The organism is Trinickia violacea (genome assembly GCF_005280735.1).
Classification (GTDB): domain Bacteria; phylum Pseudomonadota; class Gammaproteobacteria; order Burkholderiales; family Burkholderiaceae; genus Trinickia_A; species Trinickia_A violacea.
This window is the reverse complement of the sequence record NZ_CP040078.1, coordinates 375,253-392,387: the sequence shown is the minus strand read 5'-3', so window position 1 is coordinate 392,387 and position 17,135 is coordinate 375,253. Positions and strand designations below refer to the sequence as shown.

Here is a 17,135-nt window from a genome sequence, read left to right as displayed (position 1 = left end):
ATCAATCATGTCGACAACCCCGTCCACTATTGCGCCCGCAGGCGCGGCCCATATCAGCAAAGCACCGCGCCGTATTCCTTGGATGCTGCTTGCCGTGATGTCGGTGGTCGTCGTGCTGGCGGCAGCGGCGTCCTATTGGTTTGCGATCGGCCGCTTCATCGAATCGACTGACGACGCGTATGTCGGCGGCGACGTCACCGTCATGGCGCCGCGCGTAAGCGGCTTCGTGACCGACGTGCTCGTGAAGGACAACCAGCACGTGAGCGCCAATCAAGTGCTGATCCGGCTCGATGCGCGCGACTACGACGCGCGTCTCGCGCAGGCGCAAGCGGACGTGGCCGGCGCGAAAGCGGCGGTCGTCGAGCTGCAGGCGAAGAAGGCGCTGCAATTGGCGACGATCAACGTGCAGGCCGCGGACGTGCGTTCGTCGCAGGCGGAGCTGACGCGCAGCGTCTCCGATGCGCAGCGCTATCGCGAGCTCGTGAAGGATCAGGCCGTGTCGAACCAGGTCGTCGAGCGCGCGGACGCCGATCTCGGCAAAGCCCGCGCTTCCGTCGACGGCAGCAACGCCGCGCTCATCGCGGCTCAGCGTCAGCTCGAAGTGCTCGATGCGCAGATCAACGATGCGCAAGCGCGGGTCGCCACGGCGCAGGCCGCCGAGCGCGTCGCTCAATTGAACGTCGAATACACGACGATCCGCTCGCCGGTCGACGGCTACGTCGGCAACCGCACGGCGCGCGTCGGGCTGCTCGCGAATACGGGGGCGTCGCTCTTGACCGTCGTGCCGTCGAATGGCTTGTGGATCGATGCGAACTTCAAGGAAGACCAGTTGAAGAAGATGCGCGTGGGCGACGAGGCCGAGGTCTCGCTCGATGCGTCGAGCGGCACGATCCGCGGTGTCGTCGAAAGTCTCGCGCCGGCGACGGGCGCCACCTTCAGCGTGCTGCCCGCCGAAAACGCGACCGGCAACTTCACGAAGATCGTGCAGCGCGTGCCGGTGCGGATTCGACTCGACGTGCCGAAGACGATGCAAGGCGTGCTGCGCCCTGGGCTGTCGGCGACGGTGAAGGTGCACGTCGATGCCGGCGGCGCGCGGGAGCGTGCGTCATGAGCGCAGCGGCCTTTCCCAGCATGAAGACCATGACCGCGACGCAACCGGCGCACGTGAACCCGGCCGATCTGCCGACGCGCACCAAAGTCTTCGCGTTCACGCTGATGTGCCTCGGGTTCTTCATGGCGACGCTCGATATCCAGATCGTCGCGTCCTCGCTTCGCGACATCGGCGGGGGCTTGTCCGCGAGCCAGGACGAGCTGTCGTGGGTGCAGACCTCGTACCTGATCGCCGAGATCCTGGTGATCCCGATGTCCGGCTGGCTCACGCGCGTGTTCTCGACGCGCTGGGTCTTTGCCGTCTCGGCATTCGGCTTTACGGTGACGAGCATGCTGTGCGGCCTCGCCTGGGACATCAATTCGATGATCATCTTCCGCGGGCTGCAAGGCGCGCTCGGCGCGGCCATGATCCCGACCGTGTTCACAACGGCGTTCGTGCTGTTTCCGCCCAAGCAGCGCTTGATTGCGTCGACCACGATCAGCGCGCTCGCGACGCTCGCGCCCACGATCGGGCCCGTGATCGGCGGCTGGATCACGTCGGCATGGTCGTGGCATTGGCTGTTCTATTTGAATCTCGTGCCGGGTCTGGTGGTGACGGTCATGGTGCCGCGCTATGTCGACTTCGACCGGGCCGATATCTCGCTGCTGAAGAAAGGCGACTACCTCGGCATCGCACTGATGTCCGGCTTTCTGGGCTGCCTCGAGTACCTGCTCGAAGAAGGGCCGCGCAAGAACTGGTTCAGCGACGACGTGATTCTTGCCTGCGCGTGGATCTCGGCGATTTGCGGCTTTCTGTTCCTCGTTCACGCACTGACGGCCAAAGAGCCGATCGTCGATCTGAAGGCACTGGCTCTTCGCAACTTCGGCATCGGCAGCTTGCTTTCTTTCATCACCGGCATCGGCATTTTCTGCACGGTGTTTCTCACGCCGCAGTTTCTCGCGCGCGTGCGCGGCTTCGATTCGTTTCAGATCGGGATGGCGTTGCTGTCCGTCGGCTGCTTTCAACTGCTTGGGCTCGTCGCGTATTCGTTGCTGACGCGCGTGCTCAACATGCGCGTGCTGCTGACGATCGGACTCGTTCTGTTCGGCATCGGCTGCTATCTGTACGTGCCGCTCACGAACCAATGGGGCTGGGAGCAATTGCTGATTCCGCAGGCGCTGCGCGGCCTCGGCCAGCAGTTCTGCATTCCGCCGATCGTCACGATGGCGCTGGGTTCGCTGCCGCCGTCCCGGCTCAAGTCGGCGAGCGGCTTGTTCAATCTGATGCGCAATCTCGGCGGCGCCATCGGCATTGCGGTCGCGAGCACGATGCTCAACGACCGGCTGAACCTGCACTATGAGCGGCTCGACGAACACCTGAACGCAGGGCGGCCCGTCGTCGAATCGATTCTTCAAACGCAGACGGCGCATCTGGCCGCGGTAGGCGGCGACGCGCTCAATGCCGCGAACGCCGGGCTCGGCGAGCTGCATGCGCTATTGGTCCGCGAAGCGCTGGTCCTGACGTTTTCCGACACGTTTTTCGCGCTGGCGCTGTGTTTCGTGGTGGCGCTCGTGAGCGTGATTTTCATGCGCCCGTTCAGCATCCACAGCGCTCCGCCGACTGACGCCCATTGAGTCACCGATATGAATTCGAACCTTGCAAAAGCGCTTGCCGCGGCGCTCGCCGCTTTGAGTCTTGCCGCCTGCGCCGTGCCGCCGGCGGCCCACGACACGCTTTCCCAAACCGTCCACACGGTGGCGCCGACCGCGTGGGATGTCGCCGCGCCCCAGGACGCGTCGAATGCCGATCAATGGTGGGAGCAGTTCGGCGATCCTGTCATGCATCAGCTCGTCGCGTCCGTGCTCAAGGAGAACCTCGACGTGCAGGCGGCCGTGGAGCGCGTGAAGCAGGCGCAGGAAGTCACCGCGCAGCGTCATGCGGTGTTGCTGCCCGAACTGGACGCCACGGGGACCGCTTCGTATGAGCGCATCAACACGCCCCCGCCGCTCGGCTACGTCAAGGAAGGGGGCTTCGGCCTCGCGGCGAGCTGGACGCCGGACGTGTTCGGCGGCCAACGCCTCTCGGTCCTGGCGGCCGAGGCGCAAACGAGCGGCCGCGAGGAAGCGCTGAACGCGCTGCGGCTCGCGCTCGCGGCCAATACGGCAGCCGCGTATATCGATCTGCGCTGGGCGCAGGCCGAACTGCAGATCCTCGATGACAACGAGCAAATCCGCGCTCGCGCGCTCAAGCTGACGCAGGAGCGCTTGCACTATGGTCTGTCGACGCAGCTCGACGTCGCGCGGGCGCAGAACCAGTTGAGCGATTTGCAAGCGCAGATTCCGCGCGTGCGGTCCAATGTCGAGCATCAATTGAGCTTGATCGCGGTCTATTCGGGCCGCACGCCGGAGAGCGTCGACAGTCTGCTGCAGGGCGGCGCACAGCCGATCCCGGTGCCGGCGCAAAGCGTGCCGCAGGTGCTGCCTTCCGAGGCGCTGCTGCGCCGCCCCGACGTGCGTGAAGCCTATGCGCTCGTCGAGCAGCGTGCCGATGAAGTGGGCGTATCGCGCGCGCAGCGCTATCCGCAGTTTCAGTTGAATCTCGCGGATGGCTTGCTCGCGGCGTCGTATCTCGGCCTGCCCACGCTGACCGACAACCTGTTCAGCGCGGCGCTGAACGCAACGAGCCCGATCTTCAACGCCGGAAGGATCACCGCGAACATCGACGAAAGCGAGAGCAAGATGCGCGAGTCGCAACTCGCGTTGCGGCAGACGATGCTGCAAGCACTCAAGGAAGTCGAGGACACGCGCAGCGATATCGTGAGCAGCTCGGATCAAGTCGTTCGTCTGGGCGGCGCACTCGATGCGTCGAATCAGGCGCTGCGGCTTTCCGACGAACTCTATCGCGGCGGCGCGGCGAACTTTCTCGATGTCCTGACGGCGCAGGAAGCGTATCTCCGCGATTCGGAGTCGCTCAACCAGGCTAAGCGCGAGCATGCGCTCGCGGCGGTCGCGCTTTACCGCTCGCTGGGCGGCGGGTGGGAGGCAGGGCAGACAGGTCAGGCTCGAAATAACAGCGCAGCAGGCTGACGAGTAGACACACGGCCTGCATCTGAAAATAATGTGGAAGGAGCTCACCTATCCATTGAAACGAGGAGATTGCCGACATGAGTGCAAACGAACTGCTGTCCCGGATGTTCCGCTATCAGGCGTGGGCGCATGAGGAAATCCTGGGAGCAGCGGCGGGACTCGATGCCGAGCATCATGCCGACGAGCGGCATCTCGTCCTTCGACTGATGATGACCGGCGCGAACGCATGAGCGTCTATATTGCCCTGCTGCGCGCCGTGAACGTCGGCGGCACAGGCAAGCTCCCGATGTCGGAGCTGCGCAGCCTGTGCGAATCGGCAGGATTCGCCGACGTGCGCACGTATATCGCCAGCGGCAACGTGGTCTTCAAAAGCGCGCTGTCGAAGACGGCGGTCAAGGCCAAGCTCGAGCAGTGTCTCGCGGACTATGCGGGCAAGCCGGTCGGCGTGCTGATTCGCACCGGAAAGGAAATGGCCGCCGTTCTCGCCGCGAATCCGTTCAAGTCGGCGGCGCCGAACCGGGCGGTCGTCATCTTCCTCGATGGACCGCCGCCGGCCGATGCGTTAGCCAGTGCGAGCGGCAAGCACGCGGAGGAAATGGCGCTCGGCGAGCACGAGATTTATGTGCACTATCCGGACGGAATCGGGGCGTCGAAATTGAAAATCCCGGCCGCCAAGGCCGGGACCGCGCGCAACATCAACACCGTGGCGACGCTTGCGGAGTGGGCGGGCGCGTAGTCCGTCGTCTCGTCGATACGCGGTCTCGCCATTCGGCTGGCCGCGCGGCCGAATCTTAGGCAGGCAGTCCTTCGGCCTTCAACGCGGCTTGCACGGCGGCAGGCACAACTCTTGCCGAAGCTTAGTTGTATCCGAGGATTGCTGCGAACGAGACGTCGGCCCGGTCACTGACATTACTCGCCAGCATTGCCAACGGGTTTTGCAGCAACGAGGCATAGAGCGATGCTTGCTTGGTTTTTGCTGGCTGCACGCGTGCGATATTCGTCGGAATTGCTTCCTTTGTTTCAAAAGACATTGCAACGACGTGATGCGAGTTCATTTCATTCACCTTGTCGGAACGATTACAAGACCAGTGGGGCTACTTGAAGGCAGGAGCGATGATGGTCGAGATGAGCTGGACTACAGCCAGATGAGTCGCTTCGGGAATGCCGTCGACATTGCCGTCGATGACGTTGGCGACTGAGTTGATGAGGCCGACGTCGACACCTCGTCGAAGAAGTGCGGCTTCGAGGACGGGATTGTGCGCGAGCGTAGGCCTTCCCGCCCGCGCTGCAAACGCCCCGGCAATCGCATAGCATCCCCAGTTGGAGCAAGCGGCTGTCACCAGCACGTCTGCGCCGGTGACAGCGCCAATACCTGCGCTTCCATCAGGACGCTTGTCGCCGAATTTCACGTACTTCTGGACGGCTTCCGAAACGACGCCCATCCCGATCTCATTGCCGCCGTCACCAACAGCGACCGTCGGAATCTTTCGGGCAATGGCTTCATCGAACAGAAAGTCGATTCGCGCACGCCCCATCCCGTAGTCGATGCCTCGCATGCTGCAATAGATACCATCGACATTGCGCCCCACGCGCTCCGTCGAGAAGAATAGCGCCGGCTGATATTTTTCAATGAGCGGTATCGAGACATCTTTGGCACTCGCTTCATCGAGCGGGAATGGTTCGACGCACACGACGGCCAGGCTTCCATCGTCGCGAGCGATTTTTGCCTGCTCGTATGGAAGTACCGTAAGCCCCGCACTCGTCAGAATGGCGGAAGTGGTTGGAATCAGCGTTTCTTCAACGAAAGTGATGCAGAGCACCTTCTTTGCAAGAGACAGTGCCCGCACGACTGCAGCAAGTCCCGCCGGACCGTCGTTCTCGCCAATAGCGGGTGAAATCCACGCGCGCGAGACCGACCCCGTGGTGACGAACACGTTAGCCTTTTCGGGTATCGCCTCGAGAGCGTCGGCCGCAGCACCAACGAGCGGACCACCCTGGCGTTCCCGGGCTGCCGCATAGAGTTGCTCGACACCACGGCCGCCGAGGTCGAGCGACACAAGTGAATCGAGACGTTCGTCGATTGGCGTAAAACTGGATGCTGTCATGGTCACTTCCCCAACACGAGTTGTGCAATCGCGTTGCGGTCGTGAATGAGAGCCGCCACCTTGTCGAGCGACTTCATTACGGCGGATACCACCGCGTCAAATCCGCCCGTGCGGTCAAGCGCGTCAAGCGTCGGTTTCAGTCGAAGCGATACTCGAGCCCCAGGCTGGCCGTGTGTATTGACGGTCAGAATGCCGTGGTCTTCGAGCAGGACCATGCCCAGAGCGGATGTTGCCTCGCAGGGAACAACGACCGGTTTGACGTCTGGTCGGCCCGACATTTTGAGCAGGACGCGCAGCACCGAGTCTTCATCGACCATCGGACCGAGGTCGCTACGCTGAACCAGTGCTTTACCCATCTTCTGCTCGAGCGCATCGGCGAGCTTCTGGCCTGCGGCAGACTCCTGCCTAAGGTCGTCAGGCTCGTACTTCTGGAGAGAACGCAGCACAGCCGCAGCAATCGGCGCGCGGGCTTCCATTCCAAATTCCGCACCCTTGGCAGCCGCTGCCGTCACGAGCTCCTTGCGACCAACCAGAACGCCCGCGCGGGGGCCTGACAGGCCGGCCTTGTCGCAGTTCGTCACGGAGATGTCTGCGTCGAGTTGCAGGCTCAATTGGCCGCCGTGAAGTACTGTGCGCAGCCGAGCGCCATAGGCTTCATCGAGGAAGACCTTGGCGCCCAGTGCGTGCGCGTATTGAATGACTTCCTTAGTGATGTGGTCCTCGAGCCGTTCAAGACTGCTCGTGACAGTCGTGACCACTACGAGCGCGGGCCGGTTCGATTCGATGACTTTCAGCCAGGCCTTGTCTCCTTGCATTTCGTGGACAGGAACGCCCGCTACCTTCGAACCGCGAACAACAGACGCGTGTGAGCGTCCTCCAGGCGGAACAACGGAGACAACAGGTTTGCCGTCAGCAAGCGCAGCAATGGTTGCGATGATGCCCGCGCTGGTCCGGTTGAAGATGGCGACGGCATCGTCGCTTCGGCCGCCCATGTGTCCGATTGCAACCTGCCGAAGTTCTTCGGCGGCCAGACCAGGACCCACCCATTCTTCACACAGTGTGGCGATATCTTCAGGCTGGATGGGAAAGTCTCGCTGGTTTCCCGTGAACACGCCAATCGATTCCGCGCCCAGCATCTGCACGCGCCGTGCAGCAACGGCCTGACCGTGACGCAATCGCAGTGCTTCGTCAATGCTCGAACGAATAATAGAACCGCGCGCGAAGCCTACCGTCGGGTCAATCGGATTGCCAAAACTGTCCGTTTTTTCGGGAGCGGTACCAGAGGGCGATGCCGCCTTGTCAATTTCTTTCACGTCACTCATGTCTTACACCTGTCAAATCAAAAGGGCGCGGCTGCGAGAGAGAGATGTCTGAATGTTCCGTGTCTTCAGATGGACACCGTAACGATGCTTCTGAGTAGTTCGACAAACGACGTGTGTCCTTCCCAGTTGATGCCGTCGACGGCGACTTCCGCTCTCGAGGTAGCCCCATCTCTGGCGCCGGCTCGCACTGTGGCATCGATGAGGGTGTGTTCCAGCGTCGGGGTATGAAGCACGTTCAAGTCCCCTTTGCGCGCTGCGAGCGCAGCGGCAATTGCGTAAGCACCCCAGTTCGATACCGAGGCGCTGACGACAATGTCTGTTGCCGTCACCGTTACAACGCCAGACGCGTGTCCCGCAAGGGATTTGCCGCCAAGCGGATGCACGGCCGTGATGGCATCGCGCACGGCACCGAATCCCACTTCATTGCCGCCGTCACCGATGCCGATTGTCAACACACCGCGCTTGCGCGCCAGCTCTGCAAGCAGATACACGTGCCCAACGTCTTCGGGGTTTCGACAGTCACCTCGGACGCCATGGAAATAGCCTTCTTGGTTCGGACCGTCTCTTTCAACGAAGATGACCGCGTTGGGCTTGTATTCTTCCATCAAGGCTTGCGCGATCTCTCGACCCCGCTCAATCCCAAGCGGGAAACAGACGGTCGACACGGAGGCCGCGCGGCCCATTTCCGCAAGTTCGCCGTTGACTACTGCCGCAACAGCCATCACCGGCGCGGCATGAGCGTCTTCGGTCACGAGCACGACCCGGACGCCAAAAGCCAAAATGAGCGCGCGGGCCAGCACTGCTGCGCCGACCGGCCCGTCGGTCTCGCCGTGCGGCAGCTTGGGCGGCGTTCCCGCTCCTGTAGCGATGAAAACAATACCGCCGCTGAACAATGTGTCAGAGAGCTTTCGCGCCGCGAGAGAGCTCAGGGGCTCGCCGTGATGAGCACGGCACACCTGATACATCGGAACGACGAACCCTGCGGGCAGTCCTCCGTTCAGGGGCCGGATTTCGACTGTCATCAACCGGTCGATTCTTTCACCGGTAATCTGGTCGTTCGTTGGTGTCATTGCTAAGTACCCGTTTTATCGGTCAATGGGTTCACGGAACGTCTCTTTGACGAGCAGCACGCACACGAGTGATATGAGCGCCGCGACGGCGACGTACCACGAGACAGCCATCGAATTTCCGGTGCGAGCAACGAGCCACGCCGCAATCAACGGTGTGGGCGCGCTCGAAATAATTCCCGAGAGTTGATACGCCGTCGACGAACCACTAAAGCGATACCGCGTCGGATACTGCTCGGCGTAAATCACGCCGTGCAACGAACCGGTCGACGCGTGACCGATGCCGAGACCGAGCGAGAGTGCAATCGTGATGAGCACAGGATTAGCGGTGTCGAGCATCCAGAACAGCGGAAATGCATACACCGCGAAGAAGATTGCCCCGAACCCGTACACGACCTTGCGTCCAACCTTGTCGGAAAGCCAGCCGAACACTGGCTGCATGAAAAGGTCGACAGCGGCTGCCACAAGTAATCCCGTCGAGGCGACACTACGCGGCAGATGCAAAGTGTTCGTGATGTACGTGAGGGCGTAGACCGTAATCAGGAAGTAACCGACATTCGCTACGGTCTGGAAGAAGACCATGATGAAGGTCTTTTTCTTCTCGTTCTGCCAGACTTCGAGCAACGGTGCCCGCGACACGTTACCCGATGACCTGACCTTCTCGAAACTCGGCGGCTCGCTAACCTGGAGGCGGATGTACATGCCGACAAACAGGAGGGCGAGACTGAAGATGAACGGCAGGCGCCAGCCCCACGCAAAGAACTGTTCGTCCGGAAGTGCGGACACAAGCGCGAAGGCGCCGGTCGAAACGAGTAGGCCAGCAGGCACGCCCATCTGCATGGTTGCGCCGAAGAGACCCCGTCTGCCATCAGGCGCATGCTCGACCGTCATCAGCGCCGCGCCACCCCACTCACCCCCGAGGGCAAATCCCTGGATGACGCGCAGGAGAATCAGCAGGCCGGGACTCCAGTAGCCGACAGCGTTATACGAGGGCAGGAAGCCAATCGCGGCTGTGCACAGGCCCATCACGAGCAGCGTGAACACGAGCATTTTCTTTCGGCCCATGCGGTCGCCAAAGTGACCAATCACCATGCCGCCCAAGGGCCGCAGGACAAACGCCACCGCGAATGACGCCATCGATGCCAGAGTGGCCAATTCGGGCGTCAGTTCGTTGAAGAACACTTTCGGGAAAACCAGTGCTGCTGCCGTCCCGTAAAGAAAGTAGTCGTACCACTCAACGGTCGTTCCGATGAACGAGCTGAATGCCGCTCGTGTGGACGAACGGTGCGACTCGTGCGCGTCGTCATGCGTGGTTGCTGCCAGGTTTGCACTCATATCTCACTCCAAGCCCGTGTGCGGTTTGGGGGTGGCCTCTGCGTTTGGGGCCACCTCATATGCTGCTTCAGTTAAACGTTAATCGTCACGCTCTTGCGAGATGTGTATGCTTCGAGCGCGCCTTCGATGGAGTATTCCGCACCGATACCACTCTGCTTTGCACCGCCGTACGACATGCCCGGAATCTGACCGCCCGCTCGATTCACTTGCAGCCAGCCGGCATCGATCTGCTCGGTTGCCTTGAGGGCCTTCGTGATGTCGTTCGTAAATACGTATGCGGCGAGGCCGTACACGGTGTCGTTCGCCCAACGAATGACTTCGTCTTCGTCAGACCAGGGAATCGCGACGAGTACCGGGCCAAACACTTCTTCGCGCGAAACACGCCAGCTGTTGTCGACGCCGGCAAAGATGACCGGCTCAGGGAAGAAGCCTTTTGCTTCATCGATGGTCGAGGGCAGCGAACCGGTAAGAACCTTGGCGCCCGCATCAATCGCTTCCTTGATGAAAGCGCGGACTTCCGAATAACGCTCCGCGTTGATGATGGCGCCAATGTCGTTCGATTCGTCGAGCGCATCGCCAATCTTCAGCTCCTTGACCTTGGCGACCAGTTTGGTCATCACCACGTCCCAGACGTCCTTGTGAACGTACAGGCGCGAGCCAGCCGTACACGATTGCCCCTGTCGTGCAAAGCGCATCGCATTGATAATGCCCGTGACCGTAGCGTCAACGTATTCGGGCGTAGCGGAATCGGGATAGACGATGCACGGACTCTTGCCGCCGAGCTCGAGGGTTGCATGACCGATGCGGTCTGCGACCGCGTGGCCCACCAGCTTCCCGACTTCGAGGGAGCCTGTGAAGGACACCTTCGCGACGTTCGGATGAGCGGCCAGCGGCGCGCCGGCGTCGACGCCAGTGCCCGTTACGACGTTGAATACGCCGTTCGGGAACAGTCCGGTTGCAAGCTCCGCAATTTTGATGACGGCCAACGGAGCATCTTCCGCAGGCTTCAGGACCAAGGTGTTGCCCGTGCCCAATGCCATGCCGATTTTCACAGCAGCCAGCACGACCGGCGAATTCCACGGAATGATCGCGCCCACGACACCGAGAGGCTCGCGCGTCGAGTAGCTAAAGAGGCCCGGGCCCAACGGAAGCGTCTCGCCTTTTTGCTCGGCAATCACACCGCCGTAGTAGCGCAACACTTCCGCCGCCCCCAGCACTTCCGGACGGCTTTGCGTGCGCAAGGCATTGCCGCTTTCGGCGGCCAGTACACGCGCAATCTCTTCAGCGTTTGCCGTGACTCGATTGCCCAGTTCGGTCAGCAACGCGCCCCGGGCGCGCGATGCCAGCCGGCGCCACTTCGGGAAAGCAGCTGCTGCAGCTGCAACAGCTGCATTCACGTCATCGGCGTCGCTTGCGCCAATGGTGGCCAGTCTTTCGCGATGCGATGGATTTTCCACGTCGAGCGTTTGGCCCTTAGCCGGCGTGCGCCATTCATTGTTGATGAGCAGGCCGGTGATACCTGCCTTCGGCAGGACGACTTCAGTATTCAGATTGTCGGTGCGGGAGTTCACAGTCTTTCCTTGAGGCTTAGTCGTTATTACGCGGACGGCAGGCTGAGGCGGACGCCGAGCAGCACTTCATAGATTTCGTTGACGCTCGTCGAGTCCTTGCCGCCCAGACCCTTCGCGCGTGCCGCGTTGTACGTCTGGAGCACAAGCTGGCCGAGGGGCATCGGCAGATTCGAGAACTCATCCAGACACAGCTTGATGTCCTTGTGCATGAGGTCGATGGCGAAGTTCGCCGGGCGCTCGGCTGTGAAGAGCGTCTTCGGCAGGTAGTCGAGCATCTTGCTGCCTGCGAGACCTGCGGTCAGCACGTCACACAGGACGTCAAGCTTTGCGCCTGCCTTGACGCTCGCCGTCAGAACTTCGCCGAGGGCGACGGTATTGATTGCGGTGAGGAGGTTGTGGCTCAACTTGGTCAGCTGACCTGCACCGATATCGCCGCAATGGACAACACGGCCCGCGAGCACATCAAAGACGGGCTTGAGCTTCTCAATCACATCCGCGTTGCCACCGACCATCAGGACGAGCTTGCCGTTCTCTGCGCCGGCGACGCCGCCGCTAACGGGAGAGTCGACGAACGAGACTTTCTTTTCCGCAGCTGCTGCGGCGATTTCCTTGGTGGTCGCCGGGTCGACTGTGCTGAAGTCGACGATGATTGCGCCTTCGGCAGCCGCCTTGAGGACGCCGTCGCCACCCGTTACCGCATCACGCAAGGTCTTCGGGCTCGGCAGGCTCAGGAGAATCCGCTCTGCGTCGACGGCCGCTTCGGCGGGACTCTTCGCTGCTGTAGCCCCTTTCGCTGCGAGCGCATCCATTGCCGCCTGGCTTGGGTCGTATACGCGGACCTGATGACCTGCTGCAATCAGGCGCGCAGCCATTCGGCCACCCATGCGTCCCACACCGATAAATGCAACCTTCATTTGAACTTCCCTCCAACGGATTCAAGTAAGTTGAACCTGCGACGCTCGAACCAGCCAAGTCCTTGGCGGACGTGGGTTTTCCCTTGTCTGACAGCGTTTTCGCGTCCAGTGATGTGACTATAGGAAGTCAAATTAAGAAAAAAAAGACGACACTTTTTGACGGTATGCGTAACTTTTATTTACTATATGGCGCATACCCAACGGGGGAGCCATCCATGCTCAATCTGAGCCGTCTTCATCTGCTTCACGAGCTTTCTGTGCTCGGAACGATCTCGGCAGTCGCGGATGCCGTGCATCTGACGAGGCCTGCCGTTTCGCAGCAGCTTGCACAACTGGAAGAGGAACTGGAAACCGTCCTGATTGAGCGTTCCGGCCGCGGCGTCCAGTTGACCCCGGCAGGGCGACGTCTCGTCGCGCGAGCCACCGACCTGTTCCAGATGGTCGAAGAAATCGAGGCCGAGGTGGCAGCGGCCAATGTCGAAGTCAGCGGCGAAGTCCGGATGTCGGCGTTCGGGTCGCTTGCTAGCAGTGTGGTGCCGCTCGCTATCAAGCACCTGTTTGACGAGCATCCGCAGTTGAGCGTGCTCTTCACCGAACTGGAGCCGTCAGAGGGGCTTCGCGCCGCGGCGGCGAAGCAGACGGATATCGCAATCGTCGACGACCTTGTGAATGCCGAAGCGCTGGCAAACGTGCTTGAGTTTCTCCCCTTGTGCGTTGACCACTTTGACGCCGTCGTCTCGGCGAACCACAAACTCGCAGGGCGTAAGTCAATCCAACTTTCAGACCTCGCTCACGAGCGGTGGGCTCTGAACCAGTCAGCGGCCACGTATCACACGTTTCTGCTCAACGCCTGTTATGCGGGAGGCTTCACGCCCAAGGTTACGACGAGCAGCCGGAATACCGCGGTAACGCTGGAAATGGTCAGGACAGGCGGTGCCGTGGCTGTGCTGCCGCGGCTCGCACTTCGCCACGCAGAAAAAGACCAGGACTTTTCAATCTTGCCAATCGACCCGGTCTTGAATCGGCGAGTGTTCGTTGCCCTGCCCAAAGGGACCGCGAAACGTCCGGCGGTAGCGGCAGTGCTCGATGCACTGACGCTTGCGGCCAACGAATATCGGTGAGAGTCGGACCGCAAATCCCAGACGCGCTCCGCCAATTCAAATCCTCGGCGTGTGCTCACCCGACCGCCGGATCGCCACAAAGAGAGCGCTGCGCTTTACATGGCGGCACCATTCCAGACAGGCTACGCGTGCGATAGCACCTGACCCAGGAAGTCTCTGACACGGGGATGCGGCGCATCTCCGAAAAATTCTTCGGGTGTTGCATCCACGAGTATCTTTCCACTGTCCACGAATACAATCCGGTCAGCCACGCGACGCGCAAATGCCATTTCGTGGGTCACGCAAAGCATCGTCATCCCTTCGGTGGCTAAGGTGACCATCGTTTCGAGAACCTCCTTGACCATTTCTGGGTCAAGCGCAGAGGTCGGTTCGTCGAAGAGCATAACGGTAGGGTTCAGGCACAGTGCTCTGGCGATTGCCACTCGTTGTTGTTGCCCTCCAGACAACTGGGGCGGAAATTTCTCAGCTTGATTTCCGACGCGAACCTTGTTCAGCAGTTTCATCGCAATTTCACGCGCTTGCTCCTTGTCGACGCCGCTGACCTTCATCGGTGCCAGCATGCAATTCTTCAACACCGTGTAGTGGGGGAAAAGGTTGAAGCTCTGAAAGACCATGCCAACATGCTTTCTGACGTCGGAAGGCCGTTCGTATCGATTCCCCGAACGGGCGTCTCTCACAATGACCTCGCCGCTATCAATGTTGTCCAGCCCGTTTATGCATCGAATCAAGGTCGATTTGCCTGACCCCGATGGCCCGCAAATTACGACCTTCTGTCCTGCGTACACCTTCAGGTTAATGTCCTGAAGTACCGTGTGAGCCCCGAAGCGCTTGGTGAGCGATACGAGCTCAACCACCGGTGTCTGGTTCGTTTCCAAAATAGTCTCCTAATGGTTCAGTTTGTCACCGCGGCCGTATTCGGAGACGGAGCCCGAACTGTGTGCTTGAGCGTTCTGCGATGTCGAAGGTGGTCGGCGAGTTCCGCAAAGCCTGAACAGACAATAAAGTAGACGAAGGCTGCAAACGTATAAAACTCGACAAGCTTGCCGTCACGTTGTGCTATCTTCGCCGCCGCGCCCACGAAGTCAGTCAGCGAGAGGACGTAGACAAGCGACGTATCCTGAAAAAGAATAATTGCCTGCGTGACCATAATCGGAACCACTGCTTTCAGAGCCTGCGGAACAATCACAAGAGAGTAGGCCTGCGATGTTGAAAGTCCCAATGCCTTCGCGCCTTCATACTGACCACCCGGCACAGAAAGAAGACCGGAGCGAATGATTTCGCAAAAGTAAGCGGCTTCGAATAACGTGTAGGTGACAAACGCCGTGAGCTGCGGGCTTATCGAAACCGACATCCCACCCGGAGTAAACTGCCGCAGCACGAGCGGCACAAGAAAGAAAAACCAGAAGAGCACCATGATGAGTGGGATTGAACGCATCACGGTTACGTATGCCCACACAAGGCGGTCAAGCACAGGAATGCGGATATGGCGTATTACCGCCAGTACGGTGCCGATAACTAACCCGCCCATAAACGCGAATGCCGTTAGCTTGAGCGTAAACACCATGCCTTCGGCGAGATAGGGGAGCGCCCGCTCGATGGCTCCAAAGTCGTAATTCATCACGTCCTCCCTTGCGCAGGGCTGGCTGCGACTTTGGCGATGGTTGCAAACCGGGCGCTAACCAGGGCCGCTATACCGTAGACAATCAACGACAGTGCAAAGTAGACCAAAGTCACAATCCCAAATGATTCGAACGTACGGAACGTAAATTCATTCATCTGTTGTGCCTGGGCGGTCAGTTCGAGCAGACCAATCGTCATCGCTACCGATGTATTTTTGAGCAGCGCTAATGCTTCGCTTGTCAATGACGGTGCCATCGTTCTGAGCGCTTGCGGAATAAGCACGCAGATGTACAAATCGATGCTCGATAGTCCTAATGCATAGGCATCCTCACGCTGTCCCTTCGGCAAAGCCTGAATTCCGGAACGAACCTGTTCGGCAACCCGTGCACCTGTATAGAGACCAACTGCTATCAATGCTGGAATGAAGCTCGCCCATGGCGGAGGCATAGTCTTGATTGCGCTCCCGAGTGCCGATGGGACTATCTCTGGAAATACGAAGTACCAAAGGAAGGCTTGAAGAAGTAGAGGAATGTTGCGGAACACCTGAACATAGGTCCGGCTTAGAATGCGAAAAATTGAGCTCTGTGCGGTTCGACCTGACCCAATTACGATCCCAAAGACCGAAGCAATTAAAGCTGCACCGAGCCATAACAGCACCGTCCATAGAAGTCCAGACAGCAGCCAGTTGATATACAGGTCGCCGTCGACAGTCGTTTCGAAAAGCAGTTGCATGATTCGATGCTCAATGAGGGCAGCTGCGAAGCTGCCCATAGATGCTGGCTTACGCCGGGACCTTGTCGCTAGGGGTCTTGACGCGCTCCTTCAAATCCGCGCTCATCGGAAAGTTGAGCTTGATTGAGCGCGGCGGAATCGGGTCTTCAAACCACTTGCGATAAATCTGGTCAAATTCGCCCGACGCCATCAGCGACTTGAGCGTATCGTCGACCACCTTCTTAAACGCCGGGTCGTCCTTCGCCATCATCAGACCGTAATACAGCGTGTTGTACGACTCGGGCAGGAAAGTGAAGGCGTTAGGGTCTTGAGCATCGGCCTTCTTGGCGGCAAGCAGGATATCGTCTTCGATGAACGCCGCTGCACGACCATTTTCCAGGACGAGCATCGACTCGCTATGGTCATGGGCAGGAATGAACTTCAAATCGAGATTGTTCTTTTCGCTGATTTCTTTGGCGAACGCGAGTGCATTCGAGCCCTGCGTATAGACGACAGTCTTCCCTTTGAGGTCAGCTGCCGTTTTGATGCCAGAGTTGGCTTTAACAAGCCACCGGGTGTGACTCACGAATGTCGCGACTGAGAAGCCAACCTGCTTCTGTCGGTCCAGACTGTTGGCCGTGCTTGCGCATTCGAGGTCGACGTTGCCGTTGTTGACGAGCGCAATGCGGTTTGCCGAGGTAACAGGGACGTTGGTGACTTTAAGATTCGGAATGCTTTGCTTCAGCTTATCGACAATCTTATGACAAAGGTCGATGGAAAATCCGACGTAGTTCTGGTCCTGGTCCAGAAATGAAAACGGGACCGAGGCGTCACGCACGCCAAGACGGATTTCTCCGGTGCTCTTTATTTTCGCAAGCGTATCTGCGGCTTGCGCCTGGGCCGAAGCGAGCACGCCCGCAGTTGCGAGGATAACGGCCTTTGCAAAAAGTCTGTGCAACATTTCCAACTCCTATATATCGCCTGTTACTCGGCGGGAGGTCTCCCGGCTCTTCGGTTGGTGTCTTGCGCGTCAGCGACAACACGCTAAAAAACTGTAGGTACCCAAAAAGAATAAAAAAAGACGACTCTTTCTTTCTCGATGGGAAAGGTTTCCTTTCCCATCAAATGCTTGCCTTCGGGTAGTCACGTTGTCGATGGCGGCTCAACCTGATGCCAAAGCCGAACTGAGCTGC

The 17,135-nt window shown here is 59.7% G+C and carries 17 protein-coding genes; 6 read left to right on the top strand and 11 right to left on the bottom strand.

Features of this window, described 5'->3' with window-relative positions:
* Positions 1-7: 7 nt before the first annotated feature.
* The 5 genes from FAZ95_RS23785 to FAZ95_RS23765 all read left to right on the top strand — a co-directional run bounded on the left by FAZ95_RS23785 (position 8) and on the right by FAZ95_RS23765 (position 4,912).
* The gene (locus FAZ95_RS23785; protein ID WP_137334977.1) at positions 8-1,111 is read left to right on the top strand and encodes an HlyD family secretion protein; all 1,104 of its coding nucleotides are present in this window, start codon (positions 8-10) and stop codon (positions 1,109-1,111) included.
* 29 nt (positions 1,112-1,140) lie between these two features.
* Positions 1,141-2,724 (top strand): DHA2 family efflux MFS transporter permease subunit, encoded by a 1,584-nt coding sequence (locus FAZ95_RS23780; protein WP_137337572.1) that lies wholly within the window; start codon positions 1,141-1,143, stop codon positions 2,722-2,724.
* Between the two features lie 9 nt (positions 2,725-2,733).
* Positions 2,734-4,176, top strand: a complete 1,443-nt coding sequence (locus FAZ95_RS23775) for an efflux transporter outer membrane subunit (RefSeq protein ID WP_137334976.1) — start codon at positions 2,734-2,736, stop codon at positions 4,174-4,176.
* Positions 4,177-4,253: 77 nt separating this feature from the next.
* Positions 4,254-4,406, top strand: coding sequence for a hypothetical protein (locus tag FAZ95_RS23770; protein ID WP_254700272.1), 153 nt, complete (start codon positions 4,254-4,256; stop codon positions 4,404-4,406).
* On the top strand, positions 4,403-4,912 hold the full coding sequence (locus FAZ95_RS23765) for a DUF1697 domain-containing protein (protein WP_137334975.1): 510 nt from the start codon (positions 4,403-4,405) through the stop codon (positions 4,910-4,912). Before FAZ95_RS23770 ends, FAZ95_RS23765 begins: the two co-directional genes overlap by 4 nt.
* 121 nt (positions 4,913-5,033) lie before the next feature.
* Here FAZ95_RS23765 and FAZ95_RS23760 read toward each other — a convergent pair whose 3' ends face one another.
* The 7 genes from FAZ95_RS23760 to FAZ95_RS23730 form a co-directional block, all read right to left on the bottom strand.
* On the bottom strand, positions 5,034-5,231 hold the full coding sequence (locus FAZ95_RS23760) for a hypothetical protein (RefSeq protein ID WP_137334974.1): 198 nt from the start codon (positions 5,229-5,231) through the stop codon (positions 5,034-5,036).
* Positions 5,232-5,270: 39 nt separating this feature from the next.
* Positions 5,271-6,281, bottom strand: coding sequence for a glutamate cyclase domain-containing protein (locus FAZ95_RS23755; protein WP_137334973.1), 1,011 nt, complete (start codon positions 6,279-6,281; stop codon positions 5,271-5,273).
* A 2-nt stretch (positions 6,282-6,283) separates the two neighbouring features.
* Positions 6,284-7,603, bottom strand: coding sequence for an aminotransferase class I/II-fold pyridoxal phosphate-dependent enzyme (locus FAZ95_RS23750; RefSeq protein ID WP_137334972.1), 1,320 nt, complete (start codon positions 7,601-7,603; stop codon positions 6,284-6,286).
* Positions 7,604-7,668: 65 nt separating this feature from the next.
* The gene (locus tag FAZ95_RS23745) at positions 7,669-8,673 is read right to left on the bottom strand and encodes a glutamate cyclase domain-containing protein (RefSeq protein ID WP_137334971.1); all 1,005 of its coding nucleotides are present in this window, start codon (positions 8,671-8,673) and stop codon (positions 7,669-7,671) included.
* Positions 8,674-8,688: 15 nt separating this feature from the next.
* A complete protein-coding gene (locus FAZ95_RS23740) occupies positions 8,689-10,005 on the bottom strand; it encodes an MFS transporter (protein ID WP_137334970.1) in 1,317 nt (438 codons plus the stop codon).
* Positions 10,006-10,076: 71 nt separating this feature from the next.
* Positions 10,077-11,576 (bottom strand): aldehyde dehydrogenase family protein, encoded by a 1,500-nt coding sequence (locus tag FAZ95_RS23735; RefSeq protein WP_217497469.1) that lies wholly within the window; start codon positions 11,574-11,576, stop codon positions 10,077-10,079.
* Positions 11,577-11,602: 26 nt separating this feature from the next.
* On the bottom strand, positions 11,603-12,490 hold the full coding sequence (locus tag FAZ95_RS23730; protein WP_137334968.1) for an NAD(P)-dependent oxidoreductase: 888 nt from the start codon (positions 12,488-12,490) through the stop codon (positions 11,603-11,605).
* A gap of 215 nt (positions 12,491-12,705) precedes the next feature.
* On the opposite strand from FAZ95_RS23730, the gene FAZ95_RS23725 reads away from it, so the two are divergent.
* Entirely contained in the window at positions 12,706-13,611 is a 906-nt protein-coding gene (locus FAZ95_RS23725) for a LysR family transcriptional regulator (protein WP_137334967.1), read from the top strand.
* A 122-nt stretch (positions 13,612-13,733) separates the two neighbouring features.
* Here FAZ95_RS23725 and FAZ95_RS23720 read toward each other — a convergent pair whose 3' ends face one another.
* Genes FAZ95_RS23720 through FAZ95_RS23705 form a run of 4 tightly spaced genes read right to left on the bottom strand, consistent with a single transcriptional unit; the run spans position 13,734 to position 16,903 of the window.
* Complete coding sequence (locus FAZ95_RS23720; protein WP_302674755.1) at positions 13,734-14,486, bottom strand: amino acid ABC transporter ATP-binding protein; 753 nt, start codon at positions 14,484-14,486, stop codon at positions 13,734-13,736.
* Between the two features lie 17 nt (positions 14,487-14,503).
* The gene (locus FAZ95_RS23715; RefSeq protein WP_137334966.1) at positions 14,504-15,229 is read right to left on the bottom strand and encodes an amino acid ABC transporter permease; all 726 of its coding nucleotides are present in this window, start codon (positions 15,227-15,229) and stop codon (positions 14,504-14,506) included.
* Positions 15,229-15,963 (bottom strand): amino acid ABC transporter permease, encoded by a 735-nt coding sequence (locus tag FAZ95_RS23710; RefSeq protein ID WP_137334965.1) that lies wholly within the window; start codon positions 15,961-15,963, stop codon positions 15,229-15,231. Before FAZ95_RS23710 ends, FAZ95_RS23715 begins: the two co-directional genes overlap by 1 nt.
* A 49-nt stretch (positions 15,964-16,012) precedes the next feature.
* The gene (locus tag FAZ95_RS23705) at positions 16,013-16,903 is read right to left on the bottom strand and encodes a transporter substrate-binding domain-containing protein (RefSeq protein ID WP_137334964.1); all 891 of its coding nucleotides are present in this window, start codon (positions 16,901-16,903) and stop codon (positions 16,013-16,015) included.
* Positions 16,904-17,135: the final 232 nt, after the last annotated feature.